13 protein-coding genes are annotated in these 23,375 nt (G+C 73.5%); 3 read left to right on the top strand and 10 right to left on the bottom strand.

Features of this window, described 5'->3' with window-relative positions:
- Nucleotides 1-25: 25 nt before the first annotated feature.
- From NX794_RS17950 to NX794_RS17965, 4 genes are all read right to left on the bottom strand, one after another.
- Nucleotides 26-4,771, bottom strand: a complete 4,746-nt coding sequence (locus tag NX794_RS17950; protein ID WP_258779562.1) for a type I polyketide synthase — start codon at nt 4,769-4,771, stop codon at nt 26-28.
- Complete coding sequence (locus NX794_RS17955; RefSeq protein WP_258779563.1) at nt 4,771-10,155, bottom strand: type I polyketide synthase; 5,385 nt, start codon at nt 10,153-10,155, stop codon at nt 4,771-4,773. Before NX794_RS17955 ends, NX794_RS17950 begins: the two co-directional genes overlap by 1 nt.
- A gap of 177 nt (nt 10,156-10,332) precedes the next feature.
- Nucleotides 10,333-11,175 (bottom strand): SDR family NAD(P)-dependent oxidoreductase, encoded by an 843-nt coding sequence (locus tag NX794_RS17960; RefSeq protein WP_258779564.1) that lies wholly within the window; start codon nt 11,173-11,175, stop codon nt 10,333-10,335.
- A 24-nt stretch (nt 11,176-11,199) separates the two neighbouring features.
- The gene (locus NX794_RS17965) at nt 11,200-11,496 is read right to left on the bottom strand and encodes a nuclear transport factor 2 family protein (protein WP_258779565.1); all 297 of its coding nucleotides are present in this window, start codon (nt 11,494-11,496) and stop codon (nt 11,200-11,202) included.
- Between the two features lie 92 nt (nt 11,497-11,588).
- On the opposite strand from NX794_RS17965, the gene NX794_RS17970 reads away from it, so the two are divergent.
- Nucleotides 11,589-12,146 (top strand): winged helix-turn-helix transcriptional regulator, encoded by a 558-nt coding sequence (locus NX794_RS17970; protein WP_258779566.1) that lies wholly within the window; start codon nt 11,589-11,591, stop codon nt 12,144-12,146.
- Between the two features lie 125 nt (nt 12,147-12,271).
- On the top strand, nt 12,272-13,102 hold the full coding sequence (locus tag NX794_RS17975) for an alpha/beta fold hydrolase (protein WP_258779567.1): 831 nt from the start codon (nt 12,272-12,274) through the stop codon (nt 13,100-13,102).
- Nucleotides 13,103-13,157: 55 nt separating this feature from the next.
- Here the strand turns inward: NX794_RS17975 and gad are convergent, their stop codons facing one another.
- From gad to NX794_RS18005, 6 genes are all read right to left on the bottom strand, one after another.
- Nucleotides 13,158-14,558 carry a glutamate decarboxylase gene (gene gad, locus NX794_RS17980; protein WP_258779568.1) on the bottom strand — a complete coding sequence of 467 codons (1,401 nt, stop codon included), beginning with the start codon at nt 14,556-14,558 and terminating at the stop codon, nt 13,158-13,160.
- Nucleotides 14,559-14,759: 201 nt separating this feature from the next.
- On the bottom strand, nt 14,760-15,767 hold the full coding sequence (locus tag NX794_RS17985; protein ID WP_258779630.1) for an ABC transporter permease: 1,008 nt from the start codon (nt 15,765-15,767) through the stop codon (nt 14,760-14,762).
- A gap of 23 nt (nt 15,768-15,790) precedes the next feature.
- Nucleotides 15,791-16,753, bottom strand: a complete 963-nt coding sequence (locus tag NX794_RS17990) for an ABC transporter permease (RefSeq protein ID WP_258779569.1) — start codon at nt 16,751-16,753, stop codon at nt 15,791-15,793.
- Nucleotides 16,746-18,263 (bottom strand): sugar ABC transporter ATP-binding protein, encoded by a 1,518-nt coding sequence (locus tag NX794_RS17995; protein WP_258779570.1) that lies wholly within the window; start codon nt 18,261-18,263, stop codon nt 16,746-16,748. The genes NX794_RS17990 and NX794_RS17995 overlap by 8 nt, the downstream gene beginning before the upstream one ends.
- A gap of 1 nt (nt 18,264) precedes the next feature.
- Nucleotides 18,265-19,362, bottom strand: coding sequence for an ABC transporter substrate-binding protein (locus tag NX794_RS18000; RefSeq protein WP_258779571.1), 1,098 nt, complete (start codon nt 19,360-19,362; stop codon nt 18,265-18,267).
- Between the two features lie 168 nt (nt 19,363-19,530).
- Nucleotides 19,531-20,544, bottom strand: coding sequence for a LacI family DNA-binding transcriptional regulator (locus tag NX794_RS18005; protein WP_258779572.1), 1,014 nt, complete (start codon nt 20,542-20,544; stop codon nt 19,531-19,533).
- 161 nt (nt 20,545-20,705) lie between these two features.
- Here NX794_RS18005 and NX794_RS18010 point away from each other — a divergent pair, with 161 nt between their 5' ends.
- Complete coding sequence (locus NX794_RS18010; protein WP_258779573.1) at nt 20,706-23,309, top strand: PA14 domain-containing protein; 2,604 nt, start codon at nt 20,706-20,708, stop codon at nt 23,307-23,309.
- The last annotated feature ends 66 nt before the right edge of the window (nt 23,310-23,375 follow it).

Genomic DNA, 23,375 nt, shown 5'->3' on the forward strand with positions numbered 1-23,375 from the left:
GCCGGGGTGTCGTGGCAGGGCGGCCTCACGCCGAGCCGAGTTCGTTGTCGATGAAGGCGAAGACGTCGTCGGCGGAGGCGTCCTCCAGCCGGCCGGCGACGGCGGTCGCGTCCTGGCCGAGGGTCTTGGTGAGGTCGCCGAGCAGGGTCTGGAGGCGGGTGGTGATCCGGCCCTGTTCGATGTCCTCGGCGGTGAGGTCGCCGAGGCGGGCCGCGACCCGTTCGAGTTCGGCGACGACGGTGTCCACGGAGGTGTCCTCGCCCGCGAGTTCGGTGCCCAGGTGTTTGGCGAGGGCGGCGGGGGTGGCGTAGTCGAAGATGAGCGTGGCCGGCAGCGGCACCCCGGCGGCGGTGCTGATCCGGTTGCGCAGGTCGACGGAGGTGAGGGAGTCGAAGCCGAGGTCGCGGAAGGCGGTGGCCGGCTCCACGGCGTCGGGGTCCGGGTAGCCGAGGACCGCCGCGGCCTGCCCGCACACCAGCTCCTGGAGGGCGTGCTCGCGTGCGCCGCCGGTGAGCCCGGCGAGCTTCTCGGCGAACCCGTCCACCGCGCCGGTGTCCCGCGCGGCAGCGCCGGCCCGGGCCTCGGGCAGCGCAGAGAGCAGGGGGCTGGGGCGGGTGGCGGTGAACGCGGGCGCGAACACGGACCAGTCGACGTCGGCGACGGTGACGGTGGTGTCGCCGCCGTCCAGGGCGCGGTGCAGCGCGGTGAGGGCGCGGCCGGGGTCGAGGACGGACATGCCGAGGGCGCGGGCGGCGGAGCGGACGCCGCCGTGGGCGGCCATGCCGTCGCCGCCCCAGGGGCCCCAGGCGACGGAGGTCGCGGGCAGTCCGGCGGCGCGCCGGTGTTCGGCCAGGGCGTCCAAGCAGGCGTTGGCGGCCGCGTAGTTGGCCTGTCCGGCGCCGCCGACGGTGGCGGTCAGGGAGGAGAACAGCACGAACGCCGACAGGTCCCGGCCGGCGGTGAGGTCGTGCAGGTGCCGGGCGGCGTCGGCCTTGGGGGCGAGGACGGACGCGAACCGGTCGGGGGTCAGCGCGTCCAGCACACCGTCGTCGAGGACGCCGGCCAGGTGGAACACGGCGGTCAGCGGCTGCTCTTCGGGTACGGCGTCCAGCAGGTCGGCGAGTGCCTCGCGGTCGGCGACGTCGCAGGCGGCGAGGGTCACCGGGGTGCCGACGTCGGTGAGTTCGCGCACCAGGTCGGCGGCGCCGGGCGCGTCCGGGCCCCGGCGGGAGGTGAGCAGCAGGTGCCCGGCGCCCTCGGCGGCGAGCCAGCGGGCGACGGCCGCGCCGACGGCACCGGTGGCACCGGTGACCAGGACGGTGCCGGACGGCTTCCAGGGTGCGCCCGCGCGGGCCGGGGCGGGTTCGAGGCGCCGTCCGAAGACGCCGGTCTCGCGGACGACGATCTGGTCCTCGCCGCCGGCGTCGCCGAGCAGCGCGGCCAGCCGGGCGAGGATCGCGGGGCCGGTCTCGACGGGCAGGTCGATCAACCCGCCCCAGCGGTCGGGGTGTTCCAGGGCGGCGACCCGGCCGAGCCCCCACACCCCGGCCTGCGCGAATCCGGTGACGGCGGCGGCCGTCCCGTGCGCGACGGCGTCCCGGGTGACGCACCACAGCGGCGCGGTGAGCCGGGCGTCCCCGAGGGCCTGGACCAGGGCGGCGGTCGCGGTGAGCGGGGTGGCCGGTGCCGGCAGGGACAGCACGCCGTCCACGCCGTCGTATCCGGTGAGCAGCGCTGCCAGGGTGGCCCGGTCGGCGGTGTCCGGTGCCGTCAGGGTGTCGATCCGCAGACCGTGTGCGGTGAGGCCGGTGAGGACGGCGGTGGTCCAGGGGTCGTCGCCGGCCGGGACGACCGCGAGCCAGTGGCCGCCGCGGGCCGGGGTGGCGGCGGGGGCCAGCGGCTGCCAGGTGACGCGGTGCCGCCAGCCGTCGGCGGTGGCGTGGGCGCTGCGCCGCTCGTGCCAGGCGGCCAGGGCGGGGACGACGGCGGCGACGGACGCCTCGTCGGTGACGCCGAGTGTGGCGGCGACGGCGGGCACGTCCTGGTCCCGGACCAGTTCCCAGAACGGGTCGGCCGCGTCGCCGCCCGTGCGGGCCCCCGCCGCGCGTTCGGCCTGGAGGATGGGGGCGTCCTCCCAGTGCCGGTCGCGGCGGAACGGGTAGGTGGGCAGGTCGACCTTGCGGCCCCCGGCGAACACCGCCGTCCAGTCGGGTCCGGTGCCGGTCAGGTGCAGCCGGCAGACGGCGTCGAGCAGGGCGGCGTCCTCGTCGCGGTCGCGCCGCTGGGCGCCGATGACGTGCGGGACGACGTCCTGGGCCAGGTTGGTGAGCACCGAGTCCGGGCCGACCTCCAGGAAGCGGGTCGCGCCCTCGGCGGCCAGGGTGCTGACGCCGTCGTGGAAGCGGACGGCCGCGCGCACGTGCCGTACCCAGTAGTCGAGCGAGGTGAGTTCGTCGGCGAGGCGGCCGGTGACGTTGGAGACGACCGGCAGGGCCGGCTCGTGGAAGGTGAGTTGGGCGAGCACCTCGCGGAAGGCGTCGAGCATGGGGTCCATGCGGTGCGAGTGGAAGGCGTGCGACACCTTCAGCCGGGTCGACTTCTCGACCCGGGCGGCGACCGCGAGGACGGCGTCCTCGTCACCGGAGATCACCACCGCGCGGGGGCCGTTGACGGCCGCGATGTCCACGCCGTCGGTGAGCAGCGGGACGACCTCGGCCTCGGTGGCCAGTAGGGACACCATCGCGCCCCCGGCGGGCAGGTCCCGCATCAGCCGGCCGCGCGCGGCGACCAGCGTGACCGCGTCCCCCAGGTCGAGCACGCCGGCGACGTGCGCGGCGACGATCTCGCCGACGGAGTGCCCGGCGAGCAGGTCCGGGCGGACGCCCCAGTGTTCCAGCAGCCGGTACAGGGCGGTCTCGAAGGTGAACAGGGCCGCCTGCGTGTACAGGGTCCGGTGCAGCGGCGGGGGGTCGGTGTCCCGGTCGGCCATCACCTCGCGCAGTGGCCGGTCGAGATGGGGGTCGAAGGCGGCGCAGATCTCGTCGAAGGCGGCGGCGAACACCGGGAACGCGGCGTACAGGGTGCGGCCCATGCCGGGGCGCTGGGAGCCCTGCCCGGAGAACAGCACGCCGAGCAGGCCGGGTTCGGGGGCGACGACGGGTGCCTGGGTGCCGTCGGCGACGGCGCGCAGCCCGGCGAGGAGTTCGTCCCGGTCGCGGCCGGTGACGGCGGCCCGGTGGGTGAACACCGCGCGGGTGGTGGCCAGGGAGTGTCCGACGTCGTACGGGTCGAGGTCACCGGCGACCGCGAGCAGCCGCTCGGCCTGCCGCCGTACCGCGTCGGCGCCCTTGCCGGACAGCACCCAGGGGATGACGGGCAGCGCGGCCCGCTCGGTGTCGGCCGGTGCGGTGTCGGCGGCCGGGGCCTGCTCCAGGATGGTGTGGGCGTTGGTGCCGGAGATGCCGAAGGAGGACACGCCGGCCCGGCGGGGGCGGCCGTCGGGGGTGTCCCAGGGGCGGGGCTCGGTGAGCAGCCGGACGTCCCCGGCGCTCCAGTCGACGGCGGTGCTCGGCGTCTCGGCGTGCAGGGTGCGGGGCAGGGTGCCGTGCCGCATGGCCATGACCATCTTGATGATGGCGCCGACTCCGGCCGCGGCCTGCGGGTGGCCCATGTTGGACTTGATGGAGCCGAGCCAGACGGGCTGGTTCGCGGGCCGGTCCTGGCCGTAGGCGGCGATGACGGCCTGCGCCTCGATGGGGTCGCCGAGGGTGGTGCCGGTGCCGTGCGCCTCGACGGCGTCGATGTGGTGCGGGGTGAGCCGGGCGTCGGCGAGGGCCTGCCGGATGACCCGGACCTGCGCGGGTCCGCTGGGCGCGGTCAGGCCGTTGGAGGCACCGTCCTGGTTGACGGCGGAGCCGCGCACCACGGCCAGCACCTCGTGGCCGTTGCGCAGCGCGTCGGACAGCCGCTCCACCAGCAGCATGCCCGCGCCCTCGGCCCAGGCGGCGCCGGCCGCGTCGGCGGAGAAGGAGTGGCAGCGGCCGTCGGGGGACAGCGCCCGGCGCTCGCTGAACTCGACGAACATCTCGGGGCCGGCCATGACGGCGGCGCCGCCCGCCAGCGCCAGGGAGCACTCCCCCTTGCGCAGCGACTGGATCGCGGAGTGCAGCGCGACCAGGGAGGAGGAGCAGGCGGTGTCCATGGTGACCGCCGGGCCCTCCAGGCCGAGGGTGTAGGCGATCCGGCCGGAGACGATGCTGCCGGAGATGGTGCCGCCGACGTAGTCGTGGTGCATCAGGCCGACGAAGACGCCGGTGGGGGTGCCCTTCACGGTGGTGGGGTCGATGCCGGCGCGTTCGAAGGCCTCCCAGGTGACCTCCAGCAGCAGCCGCTGCTGCGGGTCGGTGCCGGGGGCGTCCTTGGGGCTGATGCCGAAGAACGCGGGGTCGCACTCGGCGGCGTCGTGCAGGAACCCGCCGTGCCGGACGTAGGACTTGCCGGGGGCGCCGGGCTCGGGGTCGTAGATCGCCTCGATGTCCCAGCCGCGGTCGGTGGGGAACTCGGTGACGACGTCGACGCCCTCGTCGACGATCCGCCACAGGTCCTCCGGGGTGCGCACTCCGCCGGGGTAGCGGCAGCCCATACCGATGACGGCGACGGGCTCGCGGTCCTGCTCCTCCAGCTCGCGCACGCGGCGGCGGCTGCGCTCCAGCTCGGTCGTGGCCCGCTTGAGGTAGTCGCGGAGTTTGCCGGCCGTGGCCGAGTCTTCCATCACAGGGCTCCCAGTTCGTTGTCGATCCTGGCGAAGAGTTCGTCGTCGCTGGCGTCCCGGAAGTCCTCCGGCGCCTCGGGCGCGCCGGGGCGCTCGCGGGTGTCCTGCCAGGTGCGCAGCAGCGCTTCGAGGCGCGCGGTGACACGGGCGTGGCTGCCGTCCTGGTCGGGCAGGGCGTGCAGGGCCGCCTCGACGCGGTCGAGGTCGGTGAGCGCCGACCGGGTGAGGTCGGCCGGTCCGGGCACCAGGGCGGTCTTGAGGTGGGCGGCGAGGGCCAGCGGGGTGGGCTGGTCGAAGACGAGCGTCGCGGGCAGTGTCAGTCCGGTGGCGCCGGCGAGGAGGTTGCGCAGTTCGACGGCGGCGAGCGAGTCGAACCCCATCTCCTGGAAGGCGCGCCCCGGGTCCACCGCGCCCGGCGAGGGATGTCCGAGGACTCCGGCGACGTGGACGCGGACCAACTCCAGCAGGACGCGGTCGCGTTCGGCGTCGGACAGCGGGGCGAGCCGGTCCCGCCAGGAGTCGCCGGCCGCGCCCGGCGCGGGTCCGGCGCCGCGCCGCCGGGCGGGCCTGACCAGGCCGCGCAGCAGGGCGGGTACGCCGTCGGGGCGGGCGCGCACCGCCGAGGTGTCCAGGCGTACGGGCACCACGACCGCGTCCTCGGCGCCGAGCCCGGCGTCGAAGGTGCGCAGCCCCTGGGCCGGGGTCAGGGCGGGCAGGCCGAGCCGGCGCAGCCGCTCCAGGTCGGCGGCGTCGATGCCGTCGCTCAGGCCGCCGGTCCCGGACCACAGCCCGTAGGCGAGGGAGACGGCGGGCAGGCCGAGGGAGCGGCGGTGGGCGGCGAGTCCGTCCAGGAAGGTGTTGGCGGCGGCGTAGTTGGCCTGGCCACCGCCGACCAGCAGACCGGCGGTGGAGGACAGCAGCACGAACGCCGACAGGTCCCGGTCGCGGGTGAGTTCGTGCAGGTTCCAGGCGGCGTCCACCTTGGGCCGCAGCACCCGGTCGACCTTCCCGGCGTCGAGGGTGGCGAGGACGCCGTTGTCGACGACGCCGGCGGCGTGGACGACGGCCCGGATCCGGTGCCGGTCGAGCAGCGCGGCGAGGTCGGCGCGGTCGGCGGCGTCACACCGGGCGAGGATCACCTCGGCACCCAACTCCTCCAGCTGCGCGCGCAGTTCATCGGCGCCGGGGGCGTCGGGGCCGCGTCGCCCGGCCAGCAGCAGGCGCCGGACGCCGCGCTCGGTGACCAGGTGGCGGGCGATCAGCGCGCCGAGGCCGCCGGTGCCGCCGGTGATCAGGACGGTGCCGTCGGGGTCCCAGGCGGGCGGGCTCCCGGGCTTGGCGCGGGCCAGTCGCGGCACCCTCACCTCACCATCCCGGATCGCGATCTCCGGTTCGTCGGCGCCGAGTTGGGCGGCCAGGGCGGCTTCGGGGGCGGTGCTGCCGTCGGTGTCGAGCAACAGGAACCGGCCAGGGTTCTCGGCCTGGGCGGCGCGGACCAGCCCGTGCAGGGCGGCGTGGCCGAGGTCGCCGGTGCGCAGCAGCACGGCGAGCCGGCGGCCGGCGCAGCGTTCGTCGTCCAGCCAGGCGCGCAGGGTGTCCAGGGCGGTGTGTACCCGGTCCCGGACCAGGGCGGGCAGGTCGGTGCCGGGCGTGGCCGGTACGGCCCACACCACCAGGTCGGGCACCGGTCCGGCGGCGAGCAGGGCGGCCAGGCCGGGGTACCGGCGCGCGTCGAGGCCGGCGGCGTCACCGATGACGGCGAAGGCGGGGGGACCGGCGGCGGCCGGGCCGGGCGCGGGCACCAGGTCGACCCGGTACAGCGGGTCGTCGCCGTCCCCGGCGAGCTGCTCGGCGGAGACCGGACGGGCCACGAGGCTGCGTACGGTCGCCACGGGGGCGCCGGTGGTGTCGGTGAGGGTCAGGGCGACGGCGTCGGGACCGGCCGGGGCCAGGTGCAGACGCAGGGTGTCGGCGCCCGCCGCGTGCAGGGTGACCCCGCCCCAGGCGAACGGCAGCACCGCCTGCCCGCCCGGCAGGTCGAGCAGGTTGACGTGCAGGACGGCGTCCAGCAGCGCCGGGTGCAGGCCGAAGGCGGCGGCACCGGCGCGGGCGCTCTCGGGCAGGGCCGCCTCGGCGAACAGCTCGTCCCCGCGCCGCCACATCGCGCGCAGGCCCTGGAACACCTCGCCGTAGCCGTACCCGGTGCGGGCCAGGCCGGGGTACAGGCCTTCCAGGTCCACGGGCTCGGCGCCGTCCGGCGGCCAGGCGGCCGGCCCGGCCGGGTCCGCCGCCTCCCCGGCGGCGGTCAGGAAGCCGGAGGCATGGCGGGTCCAGGGGGCGTCGGGGCTTTCGGTACGGCGCGACCACACGGTCAGCTCGCGGCGCCCGTCCCGGTCCCCGCCGACGGCGGCCTGGACGGCGAGCGCGCCCTGCTCGGGCAGGATCAGCGGGGCGTGCAGGGTGAGTTCGTCGACGCCGGCGCAGCCGGTGCGCTCGGCGGCCTGGAGGGCCATCTCCACGAAGGCGGTGCCGGGCAGCAGCACGGTGCCGTGGACGGCGTGGTCGGCGAGCCAGGGCTGGGCGGCGCGGGAGAGCCGGCCGGTGAGGACCGCTCCCCCGGTGTCGGGCAGTTCGGCGACGGCGGTCAGCAGCGGGTGCCCGGTGGCGCTCTGGCCGAGTCCGTCGGCGTCGCCGGTGCCGCCCGCCCCGGCGTCCAGCCAGAGGCGTTCGCGCTGGAAGGCGTAGGTGGGCAGGTCGGTGCGGCGGGCCCCGTGCGGGGCGAGGAAGGCCGCCCAGTCGACCGGGGTGCCGGCCGCGTGCAGGTGGGCCACGGCGGTGACCAGGTCGCGTTCCTCGTCGCCGTCGCGGCGCAGCCCGGCGAGGGCGGTGCTGTCCTCGGGCAGGCAGTCCCCGGCCAGGGCGGTCAGGGCCGCGTCCGGGCCGACTTCGAGGAAGGTCCGCGCGCCCAGGTCGTGCAGGGCGGCCAGGGCGGGGGCGAAGCGGACGGGTTGGCGGACGTGGTCCACCCAGTAGGCGGGGCCGGCGAGTTGGGCGGGATCGGCGGGGGCTCCGGTGAGGGTGGAGACGACCGGGATCGTGGGCGGCTGGAAGGAGCAGTGGGCGGCGGCCTCGGCGAAGTCGGCCAGCATCGGTTCCATCAGCGGCGAGTGGAAGGCGTGCGACACCGTCAGCCGCCTGCTCTTCTCGAAGCGCGCCGCGAGGGCGTCCACGGCGTCCTCGGTACCGGATATCACCACCGAGCGGGGCCCGTTGACGGCGGCGAGGCCGACCCGGCCGTCCAGGTACGGGGCGACCTCCGCCTCGGTGGCGCGCAGCGCGGCCATGGCACCGCCCGCCGGGAGGGCCGCCATCAGGGTGCCGCGCGCGAGGACGAGCCGTACGGCGTCCGGCAGGGACAGCACCCCGGCGACGTGCGCGGCGGCGAGTTCGCCGACGGAGTGCCCGGCGAGCAGGTCGGGGACCACCCCCCAGGACTCCAGCAGCCGGTACAGGGCGACCTCGGTGGCGAACAGGGCGGTCTGCGCGTAGTCGGTACGGGTCAGCAGGGCGGCGTCGGTGTCGATCACCTCGGCGAGCGGCCGCTCCAGGCCCTGGTCGGCGAGCGCGCACACGGCGTCGAAGGCCTCGGCGTAGGCGGGGAAGGCCCGGTGCAGGGCCCGGCCCATGCCGAGGCGCTGGGCGCCCTGCCCGGTGAAGAGGAAGGCCGTCCTGCCGCCGGCCGGGGTGAGCGGGGCGGCGGTGGCGAGCCGGTCGAGCAGCTCGCCGGTGTCGCGACCGACGGCGACGGCGCGGTGCTCGAACCGGCCACGGGTGGTGGCCAGCGACAGCGCGATGTCGGCGGGGCGGGCCCCGGGACGGGCGGCGAGGTGCTCGCGCAGCCGCGCGGTCTGCCCGGCGAGGGCGCCCGGGGTACGGCCGCTGACGATCCAGGGCACCCAACCCCCTTGCCCCGTCGCCGGGTTGGGCTCGCTCTCCGGCACGGGGGCCTGCTCCAGGACGACATGGGCGTTGGTGCCGCTGATGCCGAAGGAGGAGACGGCGGCCCGGCGGGGGTGCCCGGTCTCGGGCCACGGCCGCCGCTCCAGGGCGAGTTCGACGGCGCCGGCGCTCCAGTCCACCTGGTCCGTGGGGGTGTCGACGTGCAGGGTGGGCGGCACCTCGGCGTGCCGCATGGCCTGCACCATCTTGATGACACCGGCGACCCCGGCCGCCGCCTGGGTGTGCCCGAGGTTGGACTTCACCGAGCCCAGCAGCAGCGGCCGTTCGGCGGGGTGTTCCCTGCCGTAGGTGGCGAGCAGGGCTCCGGCCTCGATGGGGTCGCCGAGCGAGGTGCCGGTGCCGTGCGCCTCGACCACGTCGACGTCGGCGGCGCCGAGCCCGGCGGCGGCCAGGGCCTGCCGGATGACGCGCTGCTGGGAGGGGCCGTTGGGGGCGGTCAGGCGGCTGCTGGCGCCGTCGGAGTTGACGGCGCTGCCCCGGATCACGGCGAGCACCGGGTGCCCGTGCCGCTGCGCGTCGGCGAGCCGCTCCAGCAGCAGCATGCCGGCGCCCTCGCCCCAGCCGGTGCCGTCGGCGGCGGCGGCGAACGCCTTGCAGCGGCCGTCGGGTGAGAGTCCGCGCTGGCGGCTGAAGTCGACGAAGGTCTCGGGTGTGGACATCACGGTGACGCCGCCGGCCAGGGCGAGCGAGCACTCGCCCGACTGGAGCGCGCGGACCGCCCAGTGCAGGGCGACCAGGGAGGAGGAGCAGGCGGTGTCGACGGTGACGACCGGGCCCTCCAGGCCGAAGGTGTAGGCGACGCGGCCGGAGGCGATGCTGGCGGCGCTGCCGTTGGCGAGGTAGCCGTCGAGGTCGTCGGGTACGGAGGTGAGGCGGGTGGCGTAGTCGTTGTACATGACGCCGGCGAACACGCCGGTGCGGCTGCCGCGCAGGGTGGCGGGGACGATGCCGGCCCGTTCGAAGGCGTCGTGGGAGGTTTCCAGCAGCAGCCGCTGCTGGGGGTCCATGGCGAGGGCCTCGCGGGGGCCGATGCCGAAGAAGTCGGGGTCGAAGTCGGCGGCGTCGTGCAGGAATCCGCCGGTGCGGGCGTAGGTCCGGCCGGGGGCGTCAGGGTCGGGGTCGTAGAGGGCGTCCACGTCCCAGCCGCGGTCGACGGGGAACCCGGACACGGCGTCGGTGCCGGACGCGACCAGCTCCCACAGGTCCTCGGGGGTGGTGATACCGCCGGGGTAGCGGCAGCCGATGCCGACCACGGCGACCGGGCCGTGTGCGCGTTGCTCGGTCTCGCGCAGCCTGCGCCGCGCTTCCCGCAGGTCGGCGGTGGTCCGCCTGAGATAGTCGAGCAGCTGCTCTTCGTTGGTCACCAGCGCGCCATCCGATCGGGATCGAAGTGAGGGCCTCGGCCGTACGGACCTCTCCGGAGGGCCTCGGCTCCACTCACCCCCCGCTGTCGGAGGCTAGGCAGGGGGCGGCGGGGCAGGACACCCCTACGGCCCCCAGGGGGGCGTGCGCTGGTTTAAGGGGGGCCGACGGTGCCGCGGCTACCGCCCGTCGGGGAGGTCGGCGCCGTACGCGACCTCCCGCTGCCCGGCCAACTCCGCCAGTACAGCGCCCAGATGACCGGTGACGGCGTCGTGGCCGGCGGCACCGAGGACGAGGCGGTGCGGCGGGTCCGCCTGCTCCATGGCCGCGATCACGGCGCGGGCGCCCCGGCGGGGGTCGCCGGGCTGCCGGCCGTCCTGCTCGATCATGGACGCGCGGACGGACTCCACCAGCGGCAGGTAGGCGTCGACCGTCTCGGTGACGGGTTCCTCGGCGAACCCGGCGTACGCGCTGGTGCGGAAGGCGCCCGGTTCGACGGCGAGCACCCTGATCCCGAACGGCGCCACCTCCTCGCGCAGCGTCTCGGTCAGTCCCTCGACGGCGAACTTCGCGGCACTGTAGTAGCCGAACGCGGGCACGCCCCGCAGCCCGGCGACGGAGGACATGTTCACGATCCAGCCGCCGCCCCGGGCCCGCATCCCCGGCAGGACGGCCCGCAGGACGTCCACGACGGCGAAGAAGTTCAGCTCGAAGGAGCGTCTGACGTCGGGGTCCGGGCTCCCCTCCACGGAGCCGTACCAGCCCCTGCCCGCGTTGTTGACCAGGACGTCGATGCCGCCGAACCGCTCCTCGGCGGTGGCGACGGCGGTGCGGATGGCCGCGCTGTCGGTGACGTCGAGCGGCAGGACGAGCACGGCGTCACCGTGCTGCCGTGCCCAGTCGTCGAGCAGGTGGGGTCGGCGGGCGGTGAGGACGACGCGGTCGCCGCGCTCGCGGGCCGCGTCGGCGTAGGCCAGGCCGAAGCCGCCCGGGGTGCCGCCGGTGATGAACCAGGTTTTCATGCGTCCCTCTCGGTGCTGCCGGGGTCAGGGTTCGATGACGAGGTCGCGGATCAGTTCCCGGTCGCGGCCATCACCGGTGTGCTCGGCGCGGAGGAACGTGGTGGTGTACGTGTACGTGTACGCGGACGTGGCGCGCCGCAGCCACGCCTCGATCCGGTCGGTCCCCCGGTGGGCGCGGCCGTCGTCGGTGACGGTGGCGTCGGGGGTGAAGAGGGCCGTGGCCGCGACGGCGTCCCCCACGTGGTGGGCCCGCGGGTAGCGCCGCACGATGCCGGGCACGTCGGTAGTGCCGATGCCGGCACCGTCGGGTACGTCGGTCATGACTGCCTCCCGGAGATATCCCCCGGAGAAGTGACTGCTAGAATCGAAGTCAGTGACTTTCACCTTAGCAGTGACCAGGAAGGGGTGCCGTCATGGCGAGCCGCGTCAGGCTGGAAGACCGGGAGTGCCCGCTGTCGACCACGGTGCGGCACGTCGGCGAGTGGTGGACGCTGCTGCTCCTCCACGACGCCTTCGACGGCTTCACGCGCTTCGACCAGTTCCAGCAGAGCCTGGGCATCTCCACCAGCATGCTCACCACGCGCCTGAAGACGCTGGTCGCCGACGGGCTGCTGGAGCGGCGGCCCTACCAGACCAACCCGGTGCGCCACGAGTACGTGCTGACCGGGCGGGGGCGCTCCCTGCGGCCGGTGATCGTCGCGCTGGCCGCCTGGGGCAACCGGCACCTGGAGCCGGCGGACCGCTCCATGATCCTGGTCGACGCCGAATCCGGCGAGGAGGCCGACCCTGTGGTGGTCGACGCGCGCACCGGCCGCCCGATCGACGACAGCGAGGCGTACGTGTTCACCGCCGGCCCCGCCGCCGGGCCGGGCATGCGTGCCCGGTACACCGAACTCGACCGGAAGCGGACGGCCCGGCGCGGTGCCCTCGGCGCCGCAGATCGAGATGCCCCGGCCCCGGGCGCGGGTTAGCGTTTCCCCGTGAGCCGAGTCGCCGTGTCAGAGGCGCGCGTTCGACAGGCCGGTATGCTCCGTGGCACCCGTGTCCCCCCACCCACGCGCCCGAGGATTCCGGCTGCCTGAGCGGAGGTTTCCCGATGGGGACAGTCACCACCGGCGACGGCACGGTCCTCTTCTACAAGGACTGGGGCCCGCGCGACGGTCAGCCGATCGTCTTCCACCACGGATGGCCGCTGAGCGCCGACGACTGGGACAACCAGCTGCTGTTCTTCCTGTCGCACGGCTATCGCGTCATCGCGCACGACCGGCGCGGCCACGGCCGCTCCACGCAGTCCGCCACCGGCCACGAGATGGACACCTACGCCGACGACGTGATCGCGCTGACCGACGCCCTCGACCTCCGGGGAGCCGTCCACATCGGGCACTCGACCGGCGGCGGCGAGGTGGCGCGCTACGTCGCCCGCGCCGAGCCGGGACGGGTCGCCAAGGCGGTCCTGGTGAGCGCGGTGCCACCGATCATGCTCAGGACGGAGTCGAACCCGGGCGGCCTGCCGATCGAGGTGTTCGACGGCTTCCGCAGGGAACTGGCCGCCAACCGCGCCCAGTTCTACATCGACGTCGCCTCGGGCCCGTTCTACGGCTTCAACCGGCCCGGCGCCAAGGTGTCCCAGGGAATGATCGACAACTGGTGGCGGCAGGGCATGGCGGGTGCGGCGAACGCCCACTACGAGTGCGTCAAGGCGTTCTCCGAGACCGACTTCACCGAGGACCTGAAGAAGATCGAGGTCCCGGTCCTGGTCTGCCACGGCACCGACGACCAGGTGGTGCCGTACGAGGACGCGGGACCGCTGTCGGCGAAGCTGCTGAAGAACGGCACCCTCAAGACCTACGACGGCCTGCCGCACGGCATGCTGACGACCAACCCGGACGAACTGAACCCGGACCTGCTGGAGTTCGTGCGGTCGTGACGGGGTGCCGCCCGGGGGCCGTGCCCATGCGCGCGCACGGTCCCCGGGCGACGGCTCAGCCGGCCATCACCGGCTCGGACACCGGCGCCGGCACCGGCCGCTCGGTGTGCAGTTGACGGGTGACCTCGGTCAGGTCGGTGATGAACATGCGCGCGAGGTCGGCCGTGAACCCGGTGCGCACCACCAGACGGAGCACGGAGACGTCGTGGCAGGGCGCCGGGAAGGTGTAGGCGGGCAGGTGCCAGCCCCGGGCGCGCATGGCGTGGGAGACGTCGAAGACGGTCAGGCCCCGGGTGCCGGGCGCCAACCGGAAGGCGAACGCGGGGAGTTCGGAGCCGTCCGTGACCAGCTCGTAGGGCGCGATCGCCGCGATCCGGGAGGCGAGCGCGCGAGCGGTCGTGCGGGACTGCGCCGCCAGCTCCCGCATGCCCTCGAAGCCGTACCGCAGGAAGCTGTAGTACTGGGCGACGACATGGGCGCCGGGGCGGGAGAAGTTGAGGGTGAAGCTGGGCGAACGGCCGCCCAGGTAGTCGACCTCGAACACCAGGTCGTCCGGCAGCGCCTCGGCGTCCCGCCACAGGGCCCAGCCGAGACCGGGGAAGACGTGCCCGTACTTGTGCCCCGAGGTGTTGATGGAGGCGACCCGTTCGAGCTGGAAGTCCCACATCAGGCCGGGGTCGAGGAACGGCGCCACCAGGGCGCCGGACGCGCCGTCGACGTGCACGGGGATGTCGGTGCCGGTGGCGGCCTGGTAGCCGTCCAGGGCCATGCAGATGTCGGCGACCGGCTCGTAGGAGCCGTCGAAGGTGGAGCCGAGGATCGTGACGACGCCGATGGTGTTGTCGTCGCAGTAGGCGGTGAGGGTGTCGGCGGTGAGGTGGTAGCGGCCCGGCTCCATGGGAACGTAACGGGGCTCCACGTCGAAGTAGTTGGCGAACTTCTTCCAGCACACCTGGACGTTCGCCCCCATCACGAGGTTGGGCCGCGCGGTGTCCTTGCCCTGGGCCCGCCGGCGGGCCGCCCAGCGGCGCTTGAGGGCGAGGCCGCCGAGCATGGCGGCCTCGCTGGAGCCGGTGGTGGAGCAGCCGCGCACCCGCTCCGGGCTCGGCGCGTGCCAGAGCCGGGCGAGCATCCGCACGCAGCGCTCCTCCATGGCGGTGATCTGCGGGTACTCGGCGCGGTCCGCGAGGTTCTTCTCGGCGGTCTCGGCCATGAGTTGGCGTGCCTGGGGCTCCATCCAGGTGGTGACGAAGGTGGCGAGGTTGAGGCGTGCGTTGCCGTCGAGCATCAGCTCGTCGCGTACCCGGCGGCAGATCAGGTCGGGCGACGACGGGGACTCGGGCAGCTCGTCGACCGGCAGCAGCAGGTCGTCGGCGGGCGGGTGGCCGAAGCCGGGCGGAGGGGTCGGGGTGGTGTGTCGGGTGTCGGGCATGACGTCGGTGTTCGGGAGGGGCATGAGTGCCTCGAAGCCTTTCTGGTCCGTGCGGCCCACGTGCTCCCGACGCTAGACCTCCCCGCGATCCGACATATGTGCCGATTACACCGATCAAGCGACCGGTTTGCGCACTGATGAACTGTATTTTCCCTTGGCCATACGGGACCCGGCCTGCCCTTTGCCCACGGCCCCCCGTTCACGGCACTTCCCCCTCTCCCCCGCTCACAGCACCCGCTGCCGCCGCCCCAGCCAGGTCTGCGCCACCACGACCACCGCGAGGAACGCCCCGCTGACGACCTGCTGGTAGGCCGAGTCCAGGGAGCCGATCTGGTTGATGACGTTCTGGATCACCTTCAGCAGCGCGACGCCGACCAGGGTGCCGCTCAGGTAGCCGAAGCCGCCGGTGAGCAGGCAGCCGCCGATGACGACGGCCGAGATGGCCTCCAGTTCCATGCCGGAGCCGAGGATCGTCACGCCCGACACCAGCCAGGCCGCGTTCAGCGCGCCGGCCAGGCCCGCGCACAGCCCGGACAGGGCGTAGACGGAGACCTTGGTACGGGCGACGGGTGCGCCCATCAGGGCCGCCGCGTCCTCGTTGCCGCCGACGGCGTACACGTACTGCCCGAAGCGGGTGCGCCGGAGGACGACCGCGCCGAGCACGAACAGCGCGAGCGTGATCCACACCGGCACCCCGACGCCGAGCAGCGAGTCCTGCCCGAGCTTCGCGAAGAAGGAGTCCTTCGCGACCAGGTAGGTCCGCGAGCCCTCGTCGGTGAGGGCCAGCAGGAGGCCGCGCGCCCCGAGCATGGCGGCCAGCGTCACGATGAACGGGGCCAGCCCCGAGCGGGCCACCAGCAGCCCGTTCACCAGCCCGATCAGCCCGCACACCGCGAGCGGCAGCAGCAGGGCGACGACGGTGCCGTACCGGGAGCCCCAGGCGGCGAGGACCCCGCCGAGGGCGAACAGCGAACCGACCGACAGGTCGATGCCGCCGGTGATGATCACGAAGGTCATGCCGAGCGCGACGACGGCGAGGAACGCCGAGGACAGCGCCATGTTCTCCAGGTTGTCGCCGGTCAGGAAGGTGTCGAAGCTCAGCGAGGCGACGAGCATCGCGACGACCAGGGTGACCAGCGCGCCGTGCTGCTGGGCGAGGGCGCTCAGCCGCTCGGAACGGCTCGCGCCCAGGGGCTCGCCGTCGGTGAGGGTGGCGGCGGTGTCGGTCCCCATGGTGGCCTCTCCGGTGCCGGTGGTCATCGCTTCCCCCGTTCACGGGCCGCGTAGACGGCGCCGACGATCACCACGGCCTGCGCGATCTGGGTCCAGGACGGCGGCAGGTCGTGTTTGATGAGCGTGGTGGTGAGCAGCTGGATCAGTACGGCGCCCGCCACCGTGCCGCCGATACGGACCCGGCCGCCGCTGAGCGGGGTGCCGCCGACGACCACCGCCGTGATGGCGGACAGTTCCATCAGCGAGCCCAGCGAGGTCGGGTCGCTCGCGGTGAGCCGGGCGGTGGCCAGCACGCCCGCGATCGCGGCGAGCGCGCCGGAGCAGACGTAGACGACGATCAGGACCCGGCGCACCGGCAGACCCGCCAGGCGTGCCGCCGGCCTGCTGTCGCCGACGGCGAGCAGCTGCCGGCCGAACGCGGTGCGCCGGACGACGAACGCCACGAGCAGCGCGAGCGTGGCGGCGATCAGCACCAGGTAGGGGATGCCCAGGGCGTCACCGGAGCCGAGGGACGCGAGCCCCGGGTCGCGTACGTCCTTCAGCTGCGGCAGCAGCACCAGCGCGAGACCCCGGGCGCCCACCATCAGCGCGAGCGTGGCCACGATGGGCTGCACCCCGACGAAGGCGACCAGCGCTCCGTTGGCCAGCCCCACCACGATGCCGCCGACGACCGCCACCACCACCGCGAGCCAGGGGCCGTAGCCCAGGTACAGCGAGAGCAGGGAGGTGGCCAGGGCCATCACCGAGCCCACCGACAGGTCGACGCCCTCGGTGCCGATCGCCAGCGCCATGCCGAGGGCGACGATCAGCACCGGCGCGACCTGCACGGCCTGCGTGCGGAAGTTCTCGGCGGAGGCGAAGTGCGCGGTGAAGGCGAAGTTGAACAGCAGCAGGACCACGACGCCCGCGTAGACGCCGTACTCCTGGAGCAGCCGCAGCACCCGGTCGCGGTCGACGCCGGCGCGGGTGAGCGAGAGGTCAGTCATCGTGTCCTCCGGACGGTACGGCGGCGATGGCGCGCATCAGCTCGTCCTCGGTGACGGCGTCGCCGGTCAGCTCCCGCACCACCGCGCCGTCCTTGAGGACCAGCACCCGGTCGCTGCCCTCGATCAGCTCCTCGGGGTCGGAGGAGATCAGCAGCACGGCCAGCCCCTCGTCGGCGAGTTCGTCCACCAGCGCCTGCACCTCGGCCTTGGCGCCCACGTCGATGCCGCGCGTCGGCTCGTCCAGCAGCAGCACCTTCGGCTGCAGGGCCAGCCAGCGGGCCAGCAGCACCTTCTGCTGGTTGCCGCCGGAGAGTTCGCCGACCTTCTGGTGCGGTCCGGCCGCCTTGATGCGCAGGCGCTTCATGAAGGTGTCCACGATCCGGTCGATCCGGGCGTCGTCGACCAGGCCGAACCGGGTGAGCGACGGCAGCGCGGCGAGGGCGATGTTCTCGCGCACCGACAGTCCCGGCACGATCCCCTCGCTCTTGCGGTCCTCCGGCAGCAGGCTGATGCCGGCCCGGATGGCGGCCGGCGTGGACCCGGTGCGCACCGGGGTGCCGGCCACGACGACCCGCCCGCTGTCGACGGGCAGGGCGCCCGCGACGGCCTTGGCGGTCTCGCTGCGCCCCGAGCCCAGCAGCCCGCCGAGCCCGAGCACCTCACCGGGCCGCAGCGCCAGCGACACCCCGGACAGTCGGTGACGTACCGTCAGATCATGTGCGGCGAGGACGGGTTGGTCCGCGATGGCGTGGGACCCGGAGAACTTCGTACGGCCCTCCCGGCCGACCTCGCCGATCTCGCGGCCCAGCATCAGCGACACCAGCCGGAGCCGGTCGAGTCCGGCGAGGCGCCCGGTGTGCACCACCCGCCCGTCGCGCAGCACGGTGACCGCGTCGCAGATCTCGTACAGCTCGTCCATCCGGTGGCTGACGTAGACCACGGCGATGCCGCGCTCGCGCAGGGTGCGGATGACGTCGAAGAGGGTGCGGACCTCGCGCGGTTCCAGGGACGAGGTGGGCTCGTCCATCACCACGACCCGGGCGTCCACGGCCACGGCCCGGGCGAGGGCCACCATCTGCTGGGCGCCGACGCCGAGTTCGCGCAGCGGACGGCGGACGTCGACCCGGATGCCGAGGCCCCGCAACGTCTCGTCGGCCTCACGGTGCATGCGCCGGAAGTCGATGAGGCCGAGCCGGCCGCGCGGTTCACGGCCGAGGAAGAGGTTGCGGGCCACGCTCATCAGCGGGACCAGGTTCACTTCCTGGTAGATCGTGGAGATGCCGGCCTGCTGGGCCTGGAGCGGGGTGTGGAAGCGGACCGGGGAGCCGTCACAGGCCATCTCGCCGGCGTCCGGCCGGTAGACGCCGGTGAGGACCTTGATCAGGGTGGACTTGCCCGCGCCGTTCTCCCCCACCAGCGCGTGCACCTCCCCGGCGCGGGCGGTGAAGTCCACGTCGGACAGCGCCCGCACGCCGGGGAAGGTCTTGCACAGTCCGGTGACCGTGAGCATCTCAGTAGGCCTTGCCCAGGTCGGCCTTGGCGTTGTCCTTGGTGTAGGCGCTGTCCTGGATGACGATGTCCTGGGCGACCTTCTGCCCCTGGGTGAAGCTGTTTAGGGTCTGGAAGGCGAGCGGTCCGAAGCGCGGGTTGGACTCGATCACGCCGTCGATCCAGCCGTCCACGATGCCCTGCACGGCGTTGCGGGTGCCGTCGATGGTGACGATCTTGACATCGCCGGGCTTCTTGCCGGCGCCCTTGAGGGCGTTGACCGCGCCGAGGCCCATCTCGTCGTTCTCGGCGTAGATCCCCTTGATGCCGGGCTTGGACTGGATCAGGTTCTCGGTGACCGACTGGCCCTTCTCGCGGGCGAAGTCGCCGGTCTGCCGGAAGACGATCTTCAGTCCGGGCGCCTTCTCCTTGACGCGGTCCTCGAAGCCCTTGGTGCGCTCGGTGGTGACGTTGTTGCCGGCCGCGCCGAGCAGGATGGCGATCTCGCCCTTGCCGCCGGTCGCCTCGATCATCCGGTCGGCGGCCCGTCTGCCCTGCTCCACGAAGTCGGAGCCGATGAAGCTGACGTAGTCCTTGCAGGCCGTGGCGTTGATCTTGCGGTCCACCGTGACGATCGGGATGTGCTTGGCGGCGGCCGAGCGCAGCACCGGCTCCCAGCCGTCGGAGTTCAGCGGCGCGATGACCAGCAGGTCGGCGCCCTTGGCGATGAGGTCCTGGACGTCGCTGATCTGCTTGGAGAACTGCGACTGGGCGTTGGCGGTGAGCAGTTTGACGCCGCGCTTGCCGGCCTCGGCCTTGAGGGAGGCGGTCTCGGCGATGCGGAAGGGGTTGGCCTCCTTCTCCGACTGGGAGAAGCCGACCGTCGCGGACTTGAGGTCGAGCTTCTTGCCGCCGTAGGCGTCGATGCCGCAGGTCGGCCCGGAACCGCCGCTGGGCGAGGCGACCACCTGGCCCGATTCGGCACTCCGGGAGGCGTCCTTGTCGCCGCCCGAGTCGTCCTCGGACTTGGCGCATCCGGCCATGAGGGCCAGGCTCGTGACGAGGCCGGCGGTGAGGAGGGTCCGCGCCCGGGCGCGGCGCTGCGGTGCGAGGTGCTTCATGGGAGTCCCCAAACGGCGTGGCCCCGGCGCACTGGGAGCGCTCTCGGGGTCGGACGGCTCTTGCGGTCAACTCGGCTTGCACGTCGGTCAGGGGAGGTTTTTACATCGTTGGAAGACCCGTGTAAACCCCTCCCGCCCGAACTCCCCTCCGCCGGCCGGGCTTTACGGTCAGCGGCGCCCCAGGGTGCTCTCCCGTTCCACCAGCCGGAACTCGGCCGTCAGGGTCCGCCCGCCTGGGTCGCCCCGCCCCGACAGGCTGCGCAGCAGCGACCCCACGGCCAGCCGCGCGATGGCCCGTTTGTCCGGTGAGACGGTGGTCAGCGAGACGGCACCGAAGCGGCCCTCGGCGATGTCGTCGAAGCCGACCACGGCGACGTCCCACGGCACCCGCAGACCGCGTTCGTGCAGCACCCGCATCGCCCCGATCGCGATCAGGTCGTTGAGCGCGAAGACCGCGTCGGGCCGCACCCCCGAGTCGAGCAGGCCGGCCATGGCCCGGGCGCCGTCGTCGCGGTCCCAGCCGCCGACCGGCACCACCAGGTCGTCCGGCGCCGGAACCCCGGCGGCGGCCAACTCCTCGCGCCAGCCGACCAGTCGCAGATGGGCGGGCCGGTTGGCGGAATCGGTGCGGGCACCCAGGTAGGCGATCCGGGTCCGGCCGCGGCCGAGCAGATGGCGCACCGCGGCCCGGGCCGCCGCCACGTTGTCGATGGCGATGTGGTCGTGCGGGGTGTCGTACTCGCGCTCGCCGAGCAGCACCAGCGGCACGTCGTCGGAGCGCCCCTGGAGGTCCTCCGCCTCCAGCTCCAGCGGGCTCAGGATCAGCCCGTCGATGACCCGGGCCCGGAAACCCTGGCTGACCAGCACCTCCTGCTCGCGTCTGCCGCGGGTGTGGTCGAGCAGCACCGTGAACTCGTGCTCGGCGGCGGCGTCGATGACCGCGGTCGCCAGCTCCGCGAAGTACGGGTTGCCCAGCTCCGGGACGGCGAGCGCGATGATGCCGGTACGGCCCTTGCGCAGATGCCGGGCGGTCAGGTTCGGCCGGTAGCCGAGTTCGTCGATGGCCTCCTGCACCCGGGCCCGCATCGCCGGGGTGACGTGCGGATAGTTGTTCACGACATTGGACACGGTCTTGATCGAGACGCCGGCCCGCGCGGCCACGTCCTTCAGACTCACCGGCAAAGGGAACTCCTCGCGTCGGCAAAGACTCCGGAAGCGCGGAGCCTTGTCATGACCCTGGACAGCGGCCGGGAGCCGTGCTCTCATGCCAACTGCCGTTGCTTCCAACGTTGTACAGACTGAAGCAGTGAGCCGCCACCCTTCCCCTCAGCCAAGGGAGAACCGTGCGCATCAGACCACTCCGACACCGACTGTCCCTTCTGCTCGCGGGCGTCCTGGGTTTCGCCGGGCTGTCCGCGGCCCCCGCCGCCACGGCCGCGGACACCCCCGCCGAGGTCCACGGCCTCAAGGGCGAGTACTACACCCAGTCCGCCCCGGGAGCCTTCGACTTCGACCAGCTCAAGGCCACCGGCTTCGACCCCCGGCTCGACTTCGACTCGCTGGAGTCCCGCCTCAGTTCGGCCACCGGGCGGTCCGACGACGTCAGCGTCCGCTGGACCGGCCGGATCGTCCCGGAGAAGACCGGCGCCACCACCTTCTCGATCACCGGTGACAACGGCTTCCGCCTCTGGATCGGCGGGAAACTCACGATCGACCACTGGGTCGACGACTGGGACCGCGAACAGACCAGCGCACCGGTCGAGTTGACCGCCGGCCAGGCCTACGACATCAAGGTCGAGTACTTCGAGCACTACGGGGGCTCCAACCTCCACGTGCGCTGGACCCCGCCCGGCGGTACCAAGACCGCCGTGCCCCAGTCGGCGTTCCTGCTGCCCGAGGGCTACGCCTACAACGGCGCCATCGCGACCACCGTCCTGCGCGACGGCCGCACCCTGCGCCTGGACTTCGCCCAGCGCCTGGCGAAACCGGCCGCCGCACTGACCGACCACCTCGGCGCGGTGATCGGCGGCGCGACCTGGCCCCTGGGCAGGGTCCGCCTGGACCCGGACGACCCCAGGTCCCTGCTCGTCTCGCTGAAGGAACCGGTCGTCGGCAACAAGACCGGCACCGCGTCCGGCCTGGCGGACGTCCGCTACGACGGCGCGGGCGGCCTCACCGGCCGGGACGGCAACGTTGTCAGCGCCTTCTGGAGCAGCGGCGCCAACCACTCCACCTACGAGCTGCGCACGAAATGGGCCGACGACGTCACCCCGGCCAACGCCCACCGCGAGTACCCGCGGCCGCAACTCACCCGCGACGCCTGGCAGAACCTCAACGGCCGCTGGCAGTTCGCCGCGGCGAAGCAGGATGAACAGCCGCCGGTCGGCCGCACGCTGGACGAACGCATCCTCGTCCCCTACCCGGTCGAGTCCCAGCTCTCGGGCATCGAACGGCACGAGGACCGCATGTGGTACCGGCGCACCTTCACCGTCCCGGCGGCCTGGAAGACCGGCGACCACAAGCGGCTCCAGCTGAACTTCGGGGGCGTCGACTGGCAGGCCGAGGTGTACGTCAACGGCACCAAGGTCGCCGAACACCAGGGCGGTTACGACAAGTTCAGCGCCGACATCACCGACGCGCTGAAGCCGGGCCGCACCCAGGAGCTGATCGTCGGCGTCTACGACCCGACGGACGCCGCGAACGGCGAGAACCCGCCGATGGGCAAACAGCGCCTGGACCCGAGCGGCATCTGGTACACGCCGTCCTCCGGCATCTGGCAGACGGTGTGGCTGGAACCGGTCGCGGCGGACCACGTCGACCAGCTGAAGCTGACCCCGGACGTCGACAAGGGCACCCTCACCGTCGTCCCGCAGGGCGTCCGCGACGGCCTCCCGGTCACCGCGACGGCGTACGCCGGCAAGCACCGGGTCGCCACGGCCACCGGCCGCACCGGGGAGCCGCTCACCCTGAAGATCCCGCACGCCCGCCTCTGGTCGCCGGACGACCCGTACCTGTACGACCTGAAGGTGAGCGTCGGCGCGGACCGGGTCGGCAGCTACTTCGGCATGCGCTCCATCTCCGTGCGGAAGGTCAACGGCACCCCGCGCACCGTCCTCAACGGCAAGCCGGTGTTCATGATGGCCACGCTCGACCAGGGCTTCTGGCCCGACGGCCTGCACACCGCGCCGAGCGACGAGGCGCTCGCGTACGACCTGAAGACGCACAAGCGGATGGGCTTCAACTCGGTCCGCAAGCACATCAAGGTCGAGCCCGACCGCTGGTACTACTGGGCCGACCGGCTCGGACTGCTGGTGTGGCAGGACATGCCGGCCATGGCGGCGGGCGTGAACCCGTCGGCGTCGGCACGCACCGAGTACGAGCACGAGATGAAGGAGATGATCGACGAGCACATCAGCAGCCCCTCGGTGGTGATGTGGGTCGTCTTCAACGAGGGCTGGGGCCAGTACGACGTCGACCGCGTCGCCGAGCAGGCCAAGTCCTGGGACCCGACCCGGCTGGTCAACAACATGTCCGGGCTCAACCTCGGCGCGGACGGCAAGGCCGGCGACATCATGGACGAGCACGGGTACCCGAGCCCGGCCCTGCCACCGCATCCAGACGGCGAACGGGCACTGGTCAGCGGTGAGTACGGCGGCCTCGGCCTCGCGGTGCCCGGCCACGCCTGGTCGGTCCAGCAGTCCTACGTGGACGTCGACTCCAGCACCTACACGGACGACTACCTGGAGAAGCTGGCCGAGGTGCGCGCGCTGGCCTGCGAGGGGAGCAACGGCGCGGTGTACACGCAGATCACGGACGTCGAGGGCGAGCTGAACGGCCTGCTGACGTACGACCGGAAGGTGGTCAAGCCCGACGTACGGCGCATCAAGGCGGCCCAGGACGCCCTGATCTCGGACGCGTCCCGGGCGACTCCGGCGGGCTGCGCCTGACCCGTCTGACCGCGTGTGACGGGCGTTCCGGCGGGCCCTGCCCGGGTCCCGCCGGAACGCCCTCCC

Origin of the sequence: Streptomyces pyxinicus, from assembly GCF_024753135.1 — a bacterium.
In the GTDB taxonomy this organism is placed as follows: domain Bacteria; phylum Actinomycetota; class Actinomycetes; order Streptomycetales; family Streptomycetaceae; genus Streptomyces; species Streptomyces pyxinicus.